The sequence below is a fragment of the Polaromonas sp. CG_9.11 genome (genome assembly GCF_015752225.1).
Lineage (GTDB): Bacteria > Pseudomonadota > Gammaproteobacteria > Burkholderiales > Burkholderiaceae_C > Polaromonas.
In genome coordinates this window covers 85,446-100,236 of sequence record NZ_JADOVE010000015.1, presented here as the reverse complement: position 1 = coordinate 100,236, position 14,791 = coordinate 85,446, and the positions used below count along the sequence as shown (strand labels likewise).

At 63.6% G+C, this 14,791-nt stretch carries 15 protein-coding genes; 2 read left to right on the top strand and 13 right to left on the bottom strand.

Annotation, left to right across the window (positions count from 1 at the left end; genetic code table 11):
- Nucleotides 1-13: 13 nt before the first annotated feature.
- Complete coding sequence (locus IWX85_RS13470; RefSeq protein ID WP_036806805.1) at nt 14-796, bottom strand: ABC transporter permease; 783 nt, start codon at nt 794-796, stop codon at nt 14-16.
- Nucleotides 797-1,633 (bottom strand): ABC transporter permease, encoded by an 837-nt coding sequence (locus IWX85_RS13465; RefSeq protein WP_196870077.1) that lies wholly within the window; start codon nt 1,631-1,633, stop codon nt 797-799. It abuts the gene before it with no gap.
- 147 nt (nt 1,634-1,780) lie between these two features.
- Between IWX85_RS13465 and IWX85_RS13460 the strand changes: the two genes are divergently transcribed.
- On the top strand, nt 1,781-2,818 hold the full coding sequence (locus tag IWX85_RS13460; protein ID WP_196870076.1) for a LacI family DNA-binding transcriptional regulator: 1,038 nt from the start codon (nt 1,781-1,783) through the stop codon (nt 2,816-2,818).
- Between the two features lie 56 nt (nt 2,819-2,874).
- Here IWX85_RS13460 and IWX85_RS13455 read toward each other — a convergent pair whose 3' ends face one another.
- The 10 genes from IWX85_RS13455 to IWX85_RS13410 all read right to left on the bottom strand — a co-directional run bounded on the left by IWX85_RS13455 (nt 2,875) and on the right by IWX85_RS13410 (nt 12,234).
- Nucleotides 2,875-3,624, bottom strand: a complete 750-nt coding sequence (locus IWX85_RS13455; RefSeq protein ID WP_370584284.1) for a sulfite exporter TauE/SafE family protein — start codon at nt 3,622-3,624, stop codon at nt 2,875-2,877.
- 144 nt (nt 3,625-3,768) lie between these two features.
- Nucleotides 3,769-5,397, bottom strand: a complete 1,629-nt coding sequence (locus tag IWX85_RS13450; protein ID WP_196870075.1) for a thiamine pyrophosphate-binding protein — start codon at nt 5,395-5,397, stop codon at nt 3,769-3,771.
- Between the two features lie 12 nt (nt 5,398-5,409).
- A complete protein-coding gene (locus IWX85_RS13445) occupies nt 5,410-6,396 on the bottom strand; it encodes a Bug family tripartite tricarboxylate transporter substrate binding protein (protein ID WP_370584283.1) in 987 nt (328 codons plus the stop codon).
- A gap of 93 nt (nt 6,397-6,489) precedes the next feature.
- The gene (locus IWX85_RS13440; protein WP_196870074.1) at nt 6,490-8,226 is read right to left on the bottom strand and encodes an L-aspartate oxidase; all 1,737 of its coding nucleotides are present in this window, start codon (nt 8,224-8,226) and stop codon (nt 6,490-6,492) included.
- Entirely contained in the window at nt 8,223-8,834 is a 612-nt protein-coding gene (locus tag IWX85_RS13435; RefSeq protein WP_036806820.1) for a fumarate hydratase C-terminal domain-containing protein, read from the bottom strand. Before IWX85_RS13435 ends, IWX85_RS13440 begins: the two co-directional genes overlap by 4 nt.
- A gap of 20 nt (nt 8,835-8,854) precedes the next feature.
- Complete coding sequence (locus tag IWX85_RS13430) at nt 8,855-9,730, bottom strand: fumarate hydratase (protein WP_036806823.1); 876 nt, start codon at nt 9,728-9,730, stop codon at nt 8,855-8,857.
- Between the two features lie 16 nt (nt 9,731-9,746).
- On the bottom strand, nt 9,747-10,739 hold the full coding sequence (locus IWX85_RS13425) for a tripartite tricarboxylate transporter substrate binding protein (RefSeq protein WP_196870073.1): 993 nt from the start codon (nt 10,737-10,739) through the stop codon (nt 9,747-9,749).
- A 72-nt stretch (nt 10,740-10,811) separates the two neighbouring features.
- Nucleotides 10,812-11,168 (bottom strand): succinate dehydrogenase, cytochrome b556 subunit, encoded by a 357-nt coding sequence (sdhC, locus tag IWX85_RS13420; protein ID WP_036806829.1) that lies wholly within the window; start codon nt 11,166-11,168, stop codon nt 10,812-10,814.
- On the bottom strand, nt 11,165-11,521 hold the full coding sequence (locus IWX85_RS13415) for a succinate dehydrogenase (RefSeq protein ID WP_370584282.1): 357 nt from the start codon (nt 11,519-11,521) through the stop codon (nt 11,165-11,167). Before IWX85_RS13415 ends, sdhC begins: the two co-directional genes overlap by 4 nt.
- On the bottom strand, nt 11,518-12,234 hold the full coding sequence (locus IWX85_RS13410) for a succinate dehydrogenase/fumarate reductase iron-sulfur subunit (RefSeq protein ID WP_196870072.1): 717 nt from the start codon (nt 12,232-12,234) through the stop codon (nt 11,518-11,520). The genes IWX85_RS13415 and IWX85_RS13410 overlap by 4 nt, the downstream gene beginning before the upstream one ends.
- Nucleotides 12,235-12,359: 125 nt before the next feature.
- On the opposite strand from IWX85_RS13410, the gene IWX85_RS13405 reads away from it, so the two are divergent.
- Nucleotides 12,360-13,268, top strand: coding sequence for a LysR family transcriptional regulator (locus IWX85_RS13405; RefSeq protein ID WP_196870071.1), 909 nt, complete (start codon nt 12,360-12,362; stop codon nt 13,266-13,268).
- Between the two features lie 119 nt (nt 13,269-13,387).
- On the opposite strand, the gene IWX85_RS13400 is transcribed toward IWX85_RS13405, so the two are convergent.
- A complete protein-coding gene (locus IWX85_RS13400; protein ID WP_196870070.1) occupies nt 13,388-14,728 on the bottom strand; it encodes an aspartate aminotransferase family protein in 1,341 nt (446 codons plus the stop codon).
- Nucleotides 14,729-14,791: the final 63 nt, after the last annotated feature.

Below are 14,791 nucleotides of genomic sequence, written 5' to 3'. Positions count from 1 at the left end.
AGGGCCGCGCTTTTCACAGTCCACGGCGGGTTTCAATCGTCTGCTGCAGACGCTGCAGCAGCACATCCATGACCAGGCCCACCAGTCCGATGGCAATCATGCCGCTCATCACCGTGGCGGTGGACAAGCCGGCCTGCCCCTTGACCATCAGGTAACCGACCCCGCTGGACGCAACGATCAGCTCGGCTCCCACCAGCGACTGCCAGGCCAGGCCGGCAGAGATGCGCAGGCCAGCCACGATAGACGGAACAGCCGCAGGAAGCATGACCTGCGTGATGCCGCGCCAGGGGCCCGCGCCCAGCATGCTGGAGGCTTCGATGTACTTGCGGTCCACATACTTGGCGCCGCGGTAGGTGTTGATCAGTACCGGCGGCAGTGCCCCCATGAAAATGATCAGGATTGGCCCGCCAATGCCGGTGCCAAACCACAGTGCCGCAAAAGGCACCCAGGCAATCGGCGCAACAAAACGCACCGCTTCAAACAGCGGCCCGACAATCTTGTCCACCCAGCGAAACCAGGCCATCAGCAAGCCCAGCGGAATGCCGACACACACCGCCAGAATGAACCCCATGGCAAATCGTTTCAGACTGGACAGCAGGTGCATTTGCAGCGTGTAGCCAGCAAACGGCTCATGCGTCAACTGGACCAGGCGCGAGAGGATTTCCCACGGCGCGGGCAAAAAAGTGCGCGGCACCAAGCCCGACAAGGCCATGGCGGACCAGAGGAAGAAAAATCCGGCGGCGCCCGCCAGACTCAGGGCCCAGAAACGGCCCGCGGACAAAGGGGGTTGCAGCATTTACGTGCTCCTCCAGGGCATCACTTTTTTCTCCAGCCAGCCCAGGGCCAGCGTCATCAGCCAGCCGGTCAGGGCCACGCTCATCATGCCGACCAGGATCATGGGCGGGTAAATGTCCTGCGCGCCCTGGTTAAGGATTTGCCCCAGACCCGCGATGGCGCCCACCAGTTCAGCCGCCACGAGGGTGGTCCACGACGCCTGCAATGACAGTCGCAGCCCGGTGAAAATGCTCGGCATCGCCCCGGGAATCAGCACCTCTTTCCAGTAGCGCCAGCCGGCAATGTTCAGCATGGCACTGGCCTCCAGCAGCGGTCGCTCGATCTGGCGCACGCCGCTGAAGGTGTTGATGACCGACGGCACGAAGGCAGCGACGAAAATCACCATCACCTTTGCGGCATCGCCCAGACCGAGCCACACGATGGCCAGCGGAATCCAGGCCAGCGGCGGAATCGGGCGCAGAAACAGGAAAGCCGGGTTGGCCAGCGCCTCCACCGTGCGGCTGGCGCCCATTGCCAGCCCCAGCACCACGCCCAGGGTGGATGCCACCACAAAACCCATGGTGACCAGCCGCACGCTGCGCAGCACATGTTCGTGCCAGCGCGCATTGCTGTAGCCGTCAAACACGATCTGGTTCCAGGAGGCCAGGGTTTCAGCCGGCGCGGGAAACCGCATGCTGGAGATCAGGCCGGAGCCATCGGTCAGTCCCCACCACACCAAAACCACCATGCCCAGCGTCAGCATCACACGCAGCAACCCATTGCTCCACGAAAAAAGGTGTGCGCCATTGCGATTGGAAGCGCTGGCGGCCAGAGGTTGAACGGTTTTCGCAGATGTCACCAAACTCTCCCGAATTGATTTGTAAGCGCTTTCATTATTTGACGTTCAAGCCTTACCTGTCAATCGGATGACGATGTTGATTTATTAACGTAAACCCGAAGATTGCCGGCTTAAAATAAAACCTGTAAGCGCGTACATTTAAATCTTATGACTGCACCTGAAAATAGCCACCCCACCATTGACGATGTCGCCCGCCTGGCGGGCGTATCGACCGCGACGGTGTCACGCGTCCTGAACCGGCCCGAGTCGGTCAGCGAGTCTTTGCGCAAGAAAGTGGCGGCGGCGGTGGAGCGGCTGGGTTATGTGCCGCATGCCGGGGCGCGTGCGCTGATGCTGCGGCGCTCCGGCACGGTCGGCGCGGTGTTTCCCACCGTGGACAACGCCATCTTTGCCACCGCCATTGATGCGCTCCAGCGTCGGCTGGCGCAGTCGGACATCCAGTTATTGATTGCCACCAGCGGCTACGACAAAACCAGTGAAATGCGCCAGGCCATCAACCTGGTCACCCGGGGGGCCGATGCGCTGGTGCTGTGCGGCTTCAGCCAGCATCCCGACCTGCTGCGTTTCATGGCGCAGCGCAGCCTGCCCTGCGTCCATGTGATGGTGCATGCGCCGGACAGCCAACATATCAGTGTCGGCTTTGACAATGTTGCCGCCATGGCCCAGGCGACGCAATACCTGATCGATCTGGGGCATCGCCACATTGCCATGCTGGCCGGCGTAACACACAGCAATGACCGTGCAATGCAGCGTGTTGAAGGCGTGCGCAGGACATTGCAGGCGGCCGGGCTGGATTTACCCGCCGGGCGCCTCCTGGAGAGGGCTTACGCGCTGGCCGATGCGCGGGACGGGCTGCGCCAGCTGATGGCGCACCAGCCAGCGCCCACGGCGGTGATCTGCGGCAACGACGTGCTGGCCTTTGGCGCCATGCTGGAAGCGGCCAGCCTGGGCTTGCAGGTGCCGCGCGACCTGTCCATCGTGGGTTTTGATGACCTGGAGATGGCTCGGCACCTGCAGCCCGCACTGACCACCGTAAGGGTTCCCACGCAAGCCATGTGGAGTACAGCGGCCGACCGGCTGGTGGCCGCGATTCGCGGTGAGCCGGTCCAGCGCAGCACCAAAATTGACGTGGCGCTGGTGGTGCGTCAGTCCACCGGACCGGCGACATCAGTCAAACCGGGCTGAAGCCAACAGGAATTCAGCCGTTGGGAAAATATGCCCATCCGGGCAAAACCCCGATCTCATGGCATGGTCAGGCCGCGCCACAGCAGGCTGGTACTGCCGGCAATCAACAGCAGCCACACCGCCTGAATGACGCGTTCCGCGGGCATGCGCGCATGCAGGTGGCTGCCCGCCAGATAGCCCAGAATCGCACACGGCAACAACGCAAACGCGAGCAGCAGCAGTCCGTCCTGGCGGTAAAACCCGCTGCCGGTGAAAAGCGCCAGCCGGATCAGGGCGGTGCCGAAGATCAGCACGCCAATGGTCGCGCGCATCACGGTTTTGTCGGGCAGGCGCCGCGCCAGGTAGATCATGTAAACCGGCCCGCCCGTGCCATACAGCGCGGTGAACGCGCCCCCCACCATCCCGGCGGGCATGGCCCACCGGGACGAAATGGGTGCAGTCACCGCCTTGCGCAGCAGGCTCCAGCTGGCATAGGTGAGCACAAAGAGGCCCAACACCATCAGCAGCCAGCGTTCGCTGACGCGTACCAGCAAGGTCACACCCACCGCCATGCCGATCAACAAAAAGGGCAGCAAGCGCAGCAATTCGCTCCGGTCCAGGTATTTGCGATTCTTCAGGCCCAGCAACAAGCCGGCAAAAAGATCAAACACCAGCATCATCGGCACGGCAAAGCGCAAGGGAAAGAAATGCGCCAGCAGCGGTATGGCAATGATCGCTGCGCCAAATCCGGTCAGGCCATACACGGTGTACGCGACCGTCACGATCAGCGCGGCGCTCAGCAGCGTAAGCCAGGGCAGGTCGATCACGCGCTCACTGCCTTGCGTTGGCAGGCGGGCGACGTGAGCGCCAGCATCATCGCTGCGGCCATCCGTCTGAGGACATCACAACACATGCGCACAAACCTGTCACCGTCGGGGCACCAACGCCATCGTTTGACACACAGGCCCCCTTCAATACTGGATCTGCGGCGCAGGCACACCCTCGATCATCACGTTCAGGCAGGCGGGCAGGCCGCTGGCCTGGGCACGCTGTACGGCCGACGCCATCGCCTGCGGCTCGGTCACCCGTTCGCCATGACCGCCGAAAGCCTGGGCGACAGCGTCATAGCGCATCGGGCGAAGCTCGCAGCCCACCAGCCGGTCCGCACCGTAGTCGCGCAACTGGATCTGGTATTCGGCATTCCAGCGCGCATCGTTGCCGACCACCGACACAAAGGGCAGTCCGTAGCGCATGGCCGTGTCGTATTCAGCGATATGAAACCCGACCGTGCCGTCCCCCATCACCGCCACCACCGGCGCTTGCGGCTGCGCGCAACGCGCGGCCAGCGCATACGGAAGACCCGAGCCGATCGAGCCCGCCACGCCGTTGTTGACCCGGTGCGGCGCGTTCAGGCAAGCCATCGCCCACTGCCCTATTTCGCCGCCATCGCACACCAGCACCGATTCGGGATGGCTGTCGAGCAGTGCCTGCAGCGGCCTGAGCATCTGCACCGGATGAAGCTTGCCAGGCAAATCCGACTGCACGCTGTCCCATGCCGGCGGACGGTAGGCGATCGCGCCGCGCACGTCGGCGCGCCACGCGGACGGCGCGCCGCTTGAAGCCGCCTGCGTCAACGCCGACAGCGACGAAAAAGCATCGGCCAGCGCGGTGACTTCAAGTCGATCACCGAGCGCGTTGCGCGTGCGTTCGATTTCGGCCGGTTCGGCATCCACCTGATGCACGGTGGCTTGTGCCGACAAGGCCGGAGCCTTGCCGAATTTGAGCGTGAAGTCGAGCCGTTTTCCGACCAGCAGCACGCAGTCGGCCTGCGCCAGCATCTGCGCAAAGGCACCCAGGCTGGCATCGGCGATGCCGCGCGGACTTTCCATGCCGATCACCGGCACACCGCTGGCCGCTTCCAGTGCAGCCAGCATCGCGCGGCCCGGGCGGGTCATGCAGGCCGGGCCGGCAAGGATCATCGGCCGCCTGGCCTGGGCCAGGCGCTGCATCAGGTCGCTGGCGGTGGCCAAGTCCAGCGCCATGGTTTCAGGCTCGAAGGCATCGGCCGCCAGCGCCGGTGCCTCAGCGATGTCATCGAGCGCGTCCGTGGGCAGGTTCAGGTTCACCGGCCCGGGCCTGCCCGATCGCGCGATACGGATCGCCCTGGCGATGTCGCCGGCAACCTGGTCCGGCCCGGCGCACGTCCAGGCCGCCTTTGTCACCGGGGTCGCCATCTCGGCCTGGCGCATTTCCTGAAAAGCGCCCAGTCCAAGCTGGTTGTTCGGCGCATGGCCGGACAGCAGCAGCACCGGCGATTCGGCCATCTGCGCGGTGTAAAGCGCAGACACCGCATTGCCATGGCCGGGGCCACCGGTGACCAGCGCCACGCCCACCTCGCCGGTGATGCGCGCATAGGCATCGGCCATGTGCACGGCGCTGGCCTCGTGGCGCGTGTGGATGAGCTCAATTCCCGAATTGAACGCGGCATCGAAAATCGGCATGATGTGGTTGCCCGAAAGCGTGAAGATTCGGCGCACGCCGGCTGTCTTGAGCGACTGGATCAAGGCATCACAGCCACGGTTGCGGGAAAAGGTGTTCATGTATCGGTCCTTTTATTTCAATTCAATCTGGAGTTCGCGGCCCAGGCGTTCGTAGACCTGGTACTGATCCGACGCGAATTTTTCGGTGTCCCCGGGCTTCATCACCCGCGCAATGCTGCCGGCTTTTTCAGTTGCGGCAATCCACTGGGGGTCCTGCGCGGCGGCTGCGAGTGTGTTCACCCAGCGGTCCGTGATCTCCTTGCCCAAGCCGGGCGGACCATACAGCGCACTCCAGCCGATGACTGCTTCGAGTTGTGGATAACCCGCCTCGCGCGCCGTCGGCACGTCTGGCAGATCCTTGAGTCGCTCTGGCGTCGTGGTCATCAGCGCATGCAGCTTGCCGCCCTTGATATTGCCGATCATCGACGTGAGGTTTCCACAACTGAAATCCACATCGCCCGAAAGCACGGCCATGGCCGCTTCACCGCCGCCCTTGTAGGCCACCGGCACAGCGGCGTTCTTGCCGAGCTTGAGCACATCGAACAACAGTTGGGGACCAAAGTTCAAGATCGTCGCAGGGCCAGTGGTGCTGTAGTTCAGCTTGCCAGGCTTGGCGCGCAACGCAACAACCAGGTCTGCCATGGTCTTGAAGCTTGATTCGCTGCGCACCGCGCAGACCACAGGATTCAATTCCAGCAGGCCAAGGAAAGTGAAGCTGTCCCACTTGTAGTCCAGCCCCTTTTGCAGTGCTGGCAGGACAACCTGCGAGCCGACGCGGGCGAGCAGCAGTGTGTAGCCGTCGGGTTTGGCGCCCCGCACCGCGAGAGAGCCAATGGCGCCGCCTGCGCCGGCCCGGTTCACCGGAATCAGACTCTGGCCCATCGTGCGTTGCACCACGACGCCCAGATTGCGCGCAGCGACATCGGCATCGCCGCCGGCACTGAAGGGCACGACCAGCGTGACCGGGCGATCGGGGTAGGGATGGGTCTGGGCACTTGCCTGAGGTGCGATGGCAGACAGGCCGGCCCATAGGGCCAGGGTATACGGGATGGAATGCACGATGTCTCCTGTTCTTCAGATTAGAAATTCGGGCGCCACCGGCTGGCCTGCCATGGAAAGGTCAAAGCGCACGGGGCGCCTTGTTCAAGCGTTTCAAGAAACGATTGCATCCTCCTCTTGCAGGATCGTCTGGCCAGGCACGACGCGGGTGAAGTGCACCGGTTCGCGGCGCATCGACAGCGTCTGGCCGTCCTGCGTCACGACGATGTAACTGGAGCCTTCCAGGTCGCCGGTGTGCGGATGGTCTTCGCGGAAATGCGCGCCGCGCGAGTCTTCGCGGGCCAGCGCGGAGGTGGTGATCACACGGCCCACGGCAATCAGGCTCTTCAGGTTGAGCCAGTCGTGCCAGCTCAGGTTGAAGGCGCGGTCGCCATCGGCCACGCCGGTGCGCGACAGCCGCGCATCGAGTTCAGCCAGCGTGACGAGCGCGCGCTGCAGGCCTTCGGCCGTGCGCAAAATGCCAACGTCCTGCCACATGCAGTCGAACAGCGCTTCGCGAATCGCCTCAATGTTCCCGGGCGCCTGCGCAAACGGCGTCAGGTGCGAGGCCATGCTTTGCCCGATCGCCGCTTCGTCCGGGTCGCGCAGGCGGCCCTGGCTGTTCACCCAGACCGCCATGCTGTCGCCGGCGATGCCGCCGAACACGGTGGAATTGGCCACGCCGTTGCCGCCCAGCCGGTTGGCGCCGTGCACACCGCCCGTGTCTTCGCCAGCGGCAAACAAACCGGTCAAGGCCGTGGTGCAGTCGGCTTTAAACACCACGCCGCCCATCATGTAGTGGGCTGTTGGCACCACTTCCACCAGGCCGCCTGCCAGATCGAAACCGCAATCACCGCAACGCTCGACCATGCCCTTGAACTGCTTGCGCACCTTCTCAGGCCCCAGATGCGACATCTGGAGATAAACGCCGCCATTCGGCGACGTGCGGCCCGCGCGCATCTCGGAAAAAATGGAGCGTGACACGATGTCGCGGGTGGCGCGCTCCAGCCTCGGGTCGTAGCGGTCCATGAAGCGCTGGCCGTCGCCATTGAGCAGGTAGCCGCCCGCGCCGCGCAAGCCTTCTTCCAGCACGGTGCCGGTCATGCGCGTGCCGGTGCCGGCGAGCAGGCCGGTGGGGTGGAACTGCACCATTTCCATGTCGCGCACCGGCAGACCCGCCCGTAGCGCCATCGCCAGGCCGTCGCAGGACTTGTCGCCGGAGGGCGTGTGGTACTTGTACATGGTCGGGCCGCCGCCGGTGGCGAGCAGCACGGCCTTGGCCTGCACGAACACGAAGCCGCCGTCCCGCATGTCGATCATCAGCACGCCCGCCAGCGCGCTGCCGTCGGGCGTCTTGATCAGCTCGATGGCGCGGTGCTCTTCAAGCCGGGCAATGCCGCGCGACCAGACCTGCTCGGACAGCCGGTTGATGATCTCGATGCCCGTCAGGTCACCCTTGTGCACGGTGCGGTCGAAGGTCTGTCCGGCAAAGGCTTTCTGGTGCACGGTGCCATCGGGGTTGCGGTCGAAAAAGCAGCCCAGTTCGTTTTCAAGCTCGTGCACCCGCTCGACCGCCTTGGTCACCAGCGTCCAGGCCAGGTCCTGGTCTGACAGCCATTTGCTGCCCTCGATCGTGTCCATGAAATGCCGCTCGACCGAGTCGCCTGCGGCCAGCGCGACGTTGTAGCCGCCCTGCACCATCCGGGTACAGCCGCATTTCCCGAGCAGGCCCTTGACGGCGACGGTGATCGACAGGTCAGGGGCCGTCTGGTGCGCATGCAGGGCGGCAAACAGGCCGGCGCCGCCGGAGCCCAGGATCAGGATGTCAGTCTGCACTCGTTTGATGGTCATGTTTTCACTCCCAGACTGGCCAGCGCTGTGGCCCTGTTGCCTGCCGTGCTTTGCTTGAGCTCGTCATACAGGCTGCCGCCATGGCTGTCCATGGCCACCAGCAGCGGGCCGAAATTGCGTATCCTGAATTTCCAGAGCGACTCGGGGTTCAGATCGTCCATGTCGACGTCTTCGATCTGCTCGATCCATGTGGTTTCCAGCGCGGCGGTGCCGCCGACAATGGCCAGGTAGACGCCGCCCAGGTCCTTGAACGCAGACAGCGAGCCGTCCCGCAGGCCGCCCTTGCCGATGACCATGCGCACGCCGTAGTCCGTCATGAGCGGCCGGGTGAAGCGCTCCATCCGGTCAGAGGTGGTCGTGCCGATGCAGATCGGCCGGTAGCCGGCCGGGTACTCGGCGGATTTTTCAACCTTCTGCACATTCGGCGCGGTGTGGATCACGGCATGGCCATTCATGTCGAACCGGGCCTGGCGGCCGTGGTCGAACATGTGGATCTGCGTGGCATCGCGGATGCCGAACAGCGTTGCCTGCAAGGTGACCGTGTCGTTGATACGCAGCTGACGGATTTGCGCCTCGGTGACCGGCGTGGAGAGTTCGTGATGCGCCATGCTGAATTCCTAAAAAGTCCTTAATAGCCGTAGGTCACGCCTGCAGGCGTGAACGTTGCGCGGGCGCGCCGCGCCGAGTGGCACTGCATGTTGACGGCGATGGGGTTCATGGTGATGTGCGTCGAGGCCAGCTCGATCTGCACCGCGAAGGCCGTCGAGTCGCCGCCCAGGCCTTGCGGCCCCACGCCCAGCTGGTTCACTGCGGCAGACAGCGCCTCTTCCAGTTTGGCGCCCTCGGGGTCGCTGCAGCGGCTGCCCAGTTCGCGGGTGGCCGCGCGCTTGGCCAGCGCCACGCTCAGGTCGGACGTGCCGCCAAGGCCGACGCCGACGATGGTCGGCGGGCAAGTCTTGCCGCCGGCCGCCAGCACGCAGTCGATCACAAAGGTCTTGATCGCGTCGATGCCTTCGGCCGGAATGGCCATCTTCAGGAATGAATTGTTTTCCGAACCGCTGCCCTTGGGGATCATTTCGATGTCCAGCAGGTCGGGCATCGGGCTGAAATCAATGTGAATGACGGGCACCTCGATGCCGCAGGAGGTGTGGTTGTTCTTGCGCGTCAGCGGATGCACCACCGAGGAGCGCAGCGGATGCTCGCGGGTGGCGCGCTCGCAGCCGCGGCGTATCGCCTGCTTGAGCGCGTGGCCATCCACCTGCACGTTCGAGCCGATCAGCAGGTTGTAGATGGGAATGCCGGTGTCCTGGCACAGCAGGTTGTCGGTGGCCTCGGCCACCTGGATGTTGGTCACCATGGTCGCCAGCACGCTTTGGGCCGTGGCAGCCGTTTCCGTCCGGGTCAGCCGGTCCAGCCCGGCCTTGACATCGGGCGGCAGCATCTTGAGCGCGCGGATGTACAGCGTCATGGCGGCGTCTTCCACCGCTTGCAAATCAATCTTCATCGGTTTTACCCTGGCGTCAGTTGGTGGTGATGTTGCGGTTTTTCACGAGGGTGGCCCACTGCTTGGACTCCGCATCCATGGCCTTGGAAAATTCGGCAGGGGTGTTGCCCACCGGGGTCATGCCCTGCACGAACAAACGCGCCTTGGTGTCAGATTCGGCCAGCACCTTGGCAGTGTCGATCTGTATTTTGGAAAGAATCCCCTGGGGCGTGCCGGCGGGCGCCAGAAAACCAAACCAGCCGGTGTTTTCGAAGCCTGGCAGGCCGCTTTCGGCCACGGTGGGAACGTCAGGCAGCTGCTCTGAGCGCTGCTTGCCGGTCACGGCCAGCGCGCGCAGCCTTCCGGGGCCCAGCAAGGCAGAAGCCGCTGCAAAATTGCCCACCATCATCTGGATCTGGCCCGCTATCAGGTCGTTGTAGGCAACCGCTTCGCCCCGGTAAGGCACATGCCTGATTTCGATGCGGGCGGCATCGGCAAAGTTTTCACCGGCCAGGTGCACCTGGCTGCCCACACCGGCAGAGCCGAAGTTGAGCGCGCCTGGTGTTTCCTTGGCCAAGGTGATCAATTCCTTCACGCTCTTGACCGGCGCGCGGTCAGGCACCACGAGCAACATCGGCCCGCTGGCCACATTCGTGATCGGCGCCAGGTCCTTCCTGGTGTCAAAAGGCATGTTCTTGTAGATGTGCGGATTGATGGTGATGCTGCCCGAGGCCATCAGCAGCGTGTAGCCGTCGGCCGGCGATTTGGCCACCATGTCTGCGCCCAGGTTGCCGCCAGCCCCGGCGCGGTTTTCGACAATCACCGGCTGGCCCCAGAGCACCGAAAGCTTCTGGCCGATCATGCGTGCCACCACATCGGTTGAGCCGCCCGGCGAAAAGGGAACGACCAGGCGCACCGGCTTGGCGGGCCAGCGCTCCTGCGCCATGGCGGGCATGACGCCCCAGGCGGCAACCGTGACGACGGTTGCCGCAAAAATGCGGCCCAGGGCTGAACGTCGGTTAAAGGTCATGTCGTTGTCTCCTTGTTATGGAAAAGCAGGCCTTGCACACCGCCTGGAAAAGTCAGGAAAAGCCCGTGAAAGTCAGGAAAAAAGTGACAGGGCAAAGGCCATTCCGGCGGCGGCGGCAAAACCCGCCGCACCCGCAATCCAGTCCTTGCGCAGTCCCGATGCGCTGCCGAATTCGATCAGCAGCAGGCGCACGCCGCCCATCATGTGCAGCGCCAGCAGGACCACCAGGCCCCATTCGGCAAACTTGAAAAGTCCCTGGTCGGCGAAGCGCAGAAAACCGTCCAGTGCGGCGGCTCCCTGCAGGGCCTGGCCCAGCGCCCAGAAATGCAGCGGCAGGAATGCCGCCAGGCCCAGGCCCGACAGGCGATGCATCAGGAAAGCCCAGTAGGCTGGGTGCGCGCGGGCGCGCTGGTCGTTGCGGCGCTTCATGCCGCCACCACTGCAACCACGGCGCGCAGGCCCATCCCCAGCAGCAGCAGCCCGAAAGCCCGCGAGAGCCAGAGCGCAGCGCGTTCCCCCAGGCCCCACCATTCACGGGCAATGTTGGCCACGCCCACGGGCACATGCACCGCGCAGGCCACGACAAACACCGCATAAAACACGGCAAAACCCCAGTTGCCCTGCGTGCGGCCCAGGATTTCACCAGCGCTCAGCCCGCCGCGCACCGCATAGATCATGACCGCCAGATGCACCACCACGCACAGCGCCAGCACCATGGCGCTGATGCGCTGCCAGTACCAGCGCTTGGCCTGCGCGATGCCGGACGCAGCCGCGGCACTCACAATTCGCCCCGCACAGCCGCTTTGGCCACTATGCGCTTGAGCCCGGCAATCGACAGCGTAGGGGCGAGCTGCTTGGGACAGCGCTCGGTACAGGAACCCTGGGTGTGGCAGGAATGGCAGCCCGCGTCACCGGCCACCGCTCGCAGCCGCTCGACCTGCTGCACATCCCGCACGTCGTTGGCCAGCGTCCAGGCGCGGTTGAGTGCCGCCGGACCCAGGTAGTCAGGCTGCCAGCTCACCACGTCGCACGAGGCGTAACAAATGCCGCAGCCGATGCATTCAATGCCGGCGTCGGCCGCCTTGCGTTCCGGGGAAGCCGGCTCGACCTTCGCGAAAGGCGCGTCGCGCGTCAGTTCGCCCTTGAACTGCCCCTTGGCACGGGCCCATTTATCAAAGAACTCGCTCATGTCGGTGACCAGGTCCTTGATCACCGGCAGGTTCGACAGCGGCGCGATTTCCAGTTCGCCGTTGGGGGCCACCTTGGAAATGTGCGTGCGGCAGGTCCAGCGCGCCTTGCCATTGACGGTCATGGCGCAAGAGCCACACATGCCCACCCGGCAGGCAAACCGGTAGCTCAGCGAGGGCTCCAGATGGCGCTGGATATAGGTCACGACATCCAGCACGGTCTGGCTTTCGTTGCGCGGCACGTCGTAGGCCGTGAACCCGCCGACCTCTTTGCCGCGCCATACCTTTACCTTGAGAGTTTTATGCATGTGGGTATTCTTGATTCGGTCAAGGGAAAATAAAAGCTAGTAATAATTTGTTGAAAGTAAATTATTTGTTTAGCTCGTGGCGGTCGTCGGCCGACGCCAACCCCTCCCAAAAACTGGAGACAAGAATGCGTTCAGTCCGGACCCTTAAAACTTTTCTGGCCGTGGTCCAGTTCGGCAGCTTCGCGGCAGCCGGCCACGCGATCGGCTTGACGCCGGCAGCCATTGGCCTGCAGATACGCAGCCTGGAGGATGAGTTGAACCAGCCGCTGTTTGACCGGGCCGCGCGCTCGGTGGTTTTGAACACGGCCGGCCGCAAGCTGGTGCCAGCCATTCAGGATCTGGTGCTGCGCCATGAGGCGCTGGCAGCCGGTGCAGACACCGACGAACTGTCAGGTACCGTCGTGATGGGGGCGCTCATCTCGGCGCTGATGGGGTCGTTTGCAGATGCGCTGTGGACCATCAAAAAGCAGTATCCGCGTCTGGAGGTACGCCTGCTTGCCGGCCAGTCCGACGACTTCATGCGCAAGGTGGAACACGGTCAGCTGGACGGCGCGGTGGTGATCCGGTCACCACATGCGCTGCCCTCGAATCTGATCTGGACACCGCTGTACCGCGAGCCCATGGTGTTGATCGCGCCACGGCACCCGCACTTCAGCCTGTCTGCCGATCCGATCGAGATGCTCCGCAACTGCCCCTTCATCCGCTTCGACAGAACCACCTGGACAGGTTATCTGGTGAGCGAGGTCTTGCGGCAGTGCCATGTCAACCCGACCGATGCCATGGAACTCAATTCGTTTGAAGCCATCATGGAAATTGTGCGCCAGGGCTTCGGCCTTGCCATCGTTCCCAAACTGGCGAACGTTGACTGGTCAAGTGACCGGGGTTTGATGATCATCCCCCTGCCTTGCGTGGTGCTTGAACGCGACGTGGGCCTGCTTGAGCGCACCAGTCACCTGCGAACGGGGTTTACTGACGCGATCAAACAGTACTTCATCGATCACAAGACTCAGCCTGGCAAGAAGGCGCTTGGTTAAAGACGCAACCCAAAACCCTGATTTTTAATGAAATCATGCCCTTGCGCACTGTTCAAGGCATTTCAACGCTATAGATAAAATAGCATTGGCCCAAACCCTTCAGTGCGCCGCGTGGGGGCTCAGGCGTGTTTTCGAATGGCGTCGGCCACCACATTGACGATGCGGTCGATGTGTTCTTTCTCCACGATGAAGGGCGGGCAGACGACGACGTTCTCGCCGGCAGGCCGCACCATGACGCCGTTATGGAAGCATTCCATGAAGATGTCGTAGGCGCGCTTGCCCGGCGCGCCGGCCACCGACGCCAGTTCGACGGCACCGGCCAGCCCCAGCGCGCGAATGCCGATGACGTTGGGCAGCCCCTTGAGGCTGCTGTGCATGGCATCGCCCAGCACCTTGCCCATCTGGCCGGCGCGCTCGAACAGGTTTTCCTGCTGGAACAGCTCCAGCGTGGCAATCGCCGCTGCGCAGGCCACCGGATGGCCCGAATAGGTGTAGCCGTGGAAGAACTCCACCGCGTATTCGGGGCTGTTGGCGCTGCCCTTCATCATGGCGTCGTAGATGCGGTCGGTGCAGATCACGCCGCCCAGCGGAATCACGCCGTTGGTCACGCCCTTGGCAAAGTTCAGCATGTCGGGCACGACGCCGTAGTAGTCGGCGCCAAAGTTGACGCCGAGGCGGCCAAAGCCGGTGATCACCTCGTCAAAGATCAGCAAGATGCCGTGCTTGTCGCAGATCTCGCGCAGCCGTTTCAGGTAGCCCTTGGGCGGCAGATACCAGCCGGCGCTGCCGGAAATCGGCTCGACGATCACGGCGGCCACGTTGCTTGGGTCATGCAGCGGCAGGATGCGGTTTTCCAGTTCCAGCAGCAGGTCTTCAGTCCATTCGGGCTCGACGCCGTTGATGTAGGCATGGCTGACCGGGTCATGGATGAAGCGCAGGTGGTCCACGCGCGGCAGCAGGGCCGAGCCGTAAACCTTGCGGTTGGCCGGAATGCCGCCCACGCTCATGCCGCCGAACCCGACGCCGTGGTAGCCCTTTTCCCGGCCGATGAACACATTGCGGTGGCCTTCGCCGCGCGCCCGGTGGTAGGCCAGCGCCACCTTGAGGGAGGTGTCGGCCGCCTCCGAGCCGGAGTTGCAGAACAGCACCTTGTTCAGGTCACCCGGCGCCAAGTCGGCAATCATTTCGGCAGCCTTGAAGGCCTGGTCGTTGCTGGCCTGGAAGGCGGTGGCGTAGTCGAGCGTGTCGAGCTGCTTCTTGATGGCTTCGTTGATCGGCTTGCGGTTGTGGCCGGCGGTGACGCACCACAGGCTGGAAATGCCGTCGAGCACCTTTCGGCCGTCATGCGTCGTGAAATGCATGCCGTCAGCGGCCACGAAGATGCGCGGGTCTTTCATGAAGCTGCGGTTGGGCGTGAACGGCAGCCACTGGTGGTCCATGTTGAAGTTCTGATAAGCCATATCGAGTCTCCCAAGGTGCTGTAAAAAAATGAAGCCGGCGAATGCGGGTTGAAACTGCATTCT

Bases quoted from the DNA above. Each gene is read 5' to 3' on its own strand.
- sdhC (WP_036806829.1), bottom strand. From the start codon at position 11,168: ATGAAGCGCCGCAACGACCAGCGCGCCCGCGCGCACCCAGCCTACTGG.
- IWX85_RS13410 (WP_196870072.1), bottom strand. From the start codon at position 12,234: ATGCATAAAACTCTCAAGGTAAAGGTATGGCGCGGCAAAGAGGTCGGC.
- IWX85_RS13470 (WP_036806805.1), bottom strand. From the start codon at position 796: ATGCTGCAACCCCCTTTGTCCGCGGGCCGTTTCTGGGCCCTGAGTCTG.
- IWX85_RS13400 (WP_196870070.1), bottom strand. From the start codon at position 14,728: ATGGCTTATCAGAACTTCAACATGGACCACCAGTGGCTGCCGTTCACG.
- IWX85_RS13430 (WP_036806823.1), bottom strand. From the start codon at position 9,730: ATGAAGATTGATTTGCAAGCGGTGGAAGACGCCGCCATGACGCTGTAC.
- IWX85_RS13460 (WP_196870076.1), top strand. From the start codon at position 1,781: ATGACTGCACCTGAAAATAGCCACCCCACCATTGACGATGTCGCCCGC.
- IWX85_RS13435 (WP_036806820.1), bottom strand. From the start codon at position 8,834: ATGGCGCATCACGAACTCTCCACGCCGGTCACCGAGGCGCAAATCCGT.
- IWX85_RS13405 (WP_196870071.1), top strand. From the start codon at position 12,360: ATGCGTTCAGTCCGGACCCTTAAAACTTTTCTGGCCGTGGTCCAGTTC.
- IWX85_RS13450 (WP_196870075.1), bottom strand. From the start codon at position 5,397: ATGAACACCTTTTCCCGCAACCGTGGCTGTGATGCCTTGATCCAGTCG.
- IWX85_RS13440 (WP_196870074.1), bottom strand. From the start codon at position 8,226: ATGACCATCAAACGAGTGCAGACTGACATCCTGATCCTGGGCTCCGGC.
- IWX85_RS13425 (WP_196870073.1), bottom strand. From the start codon at position 10,739: ATGACCTTTAACCGACGTTCAGCCCTGGGCCGCATTTTTGCGGCAACC.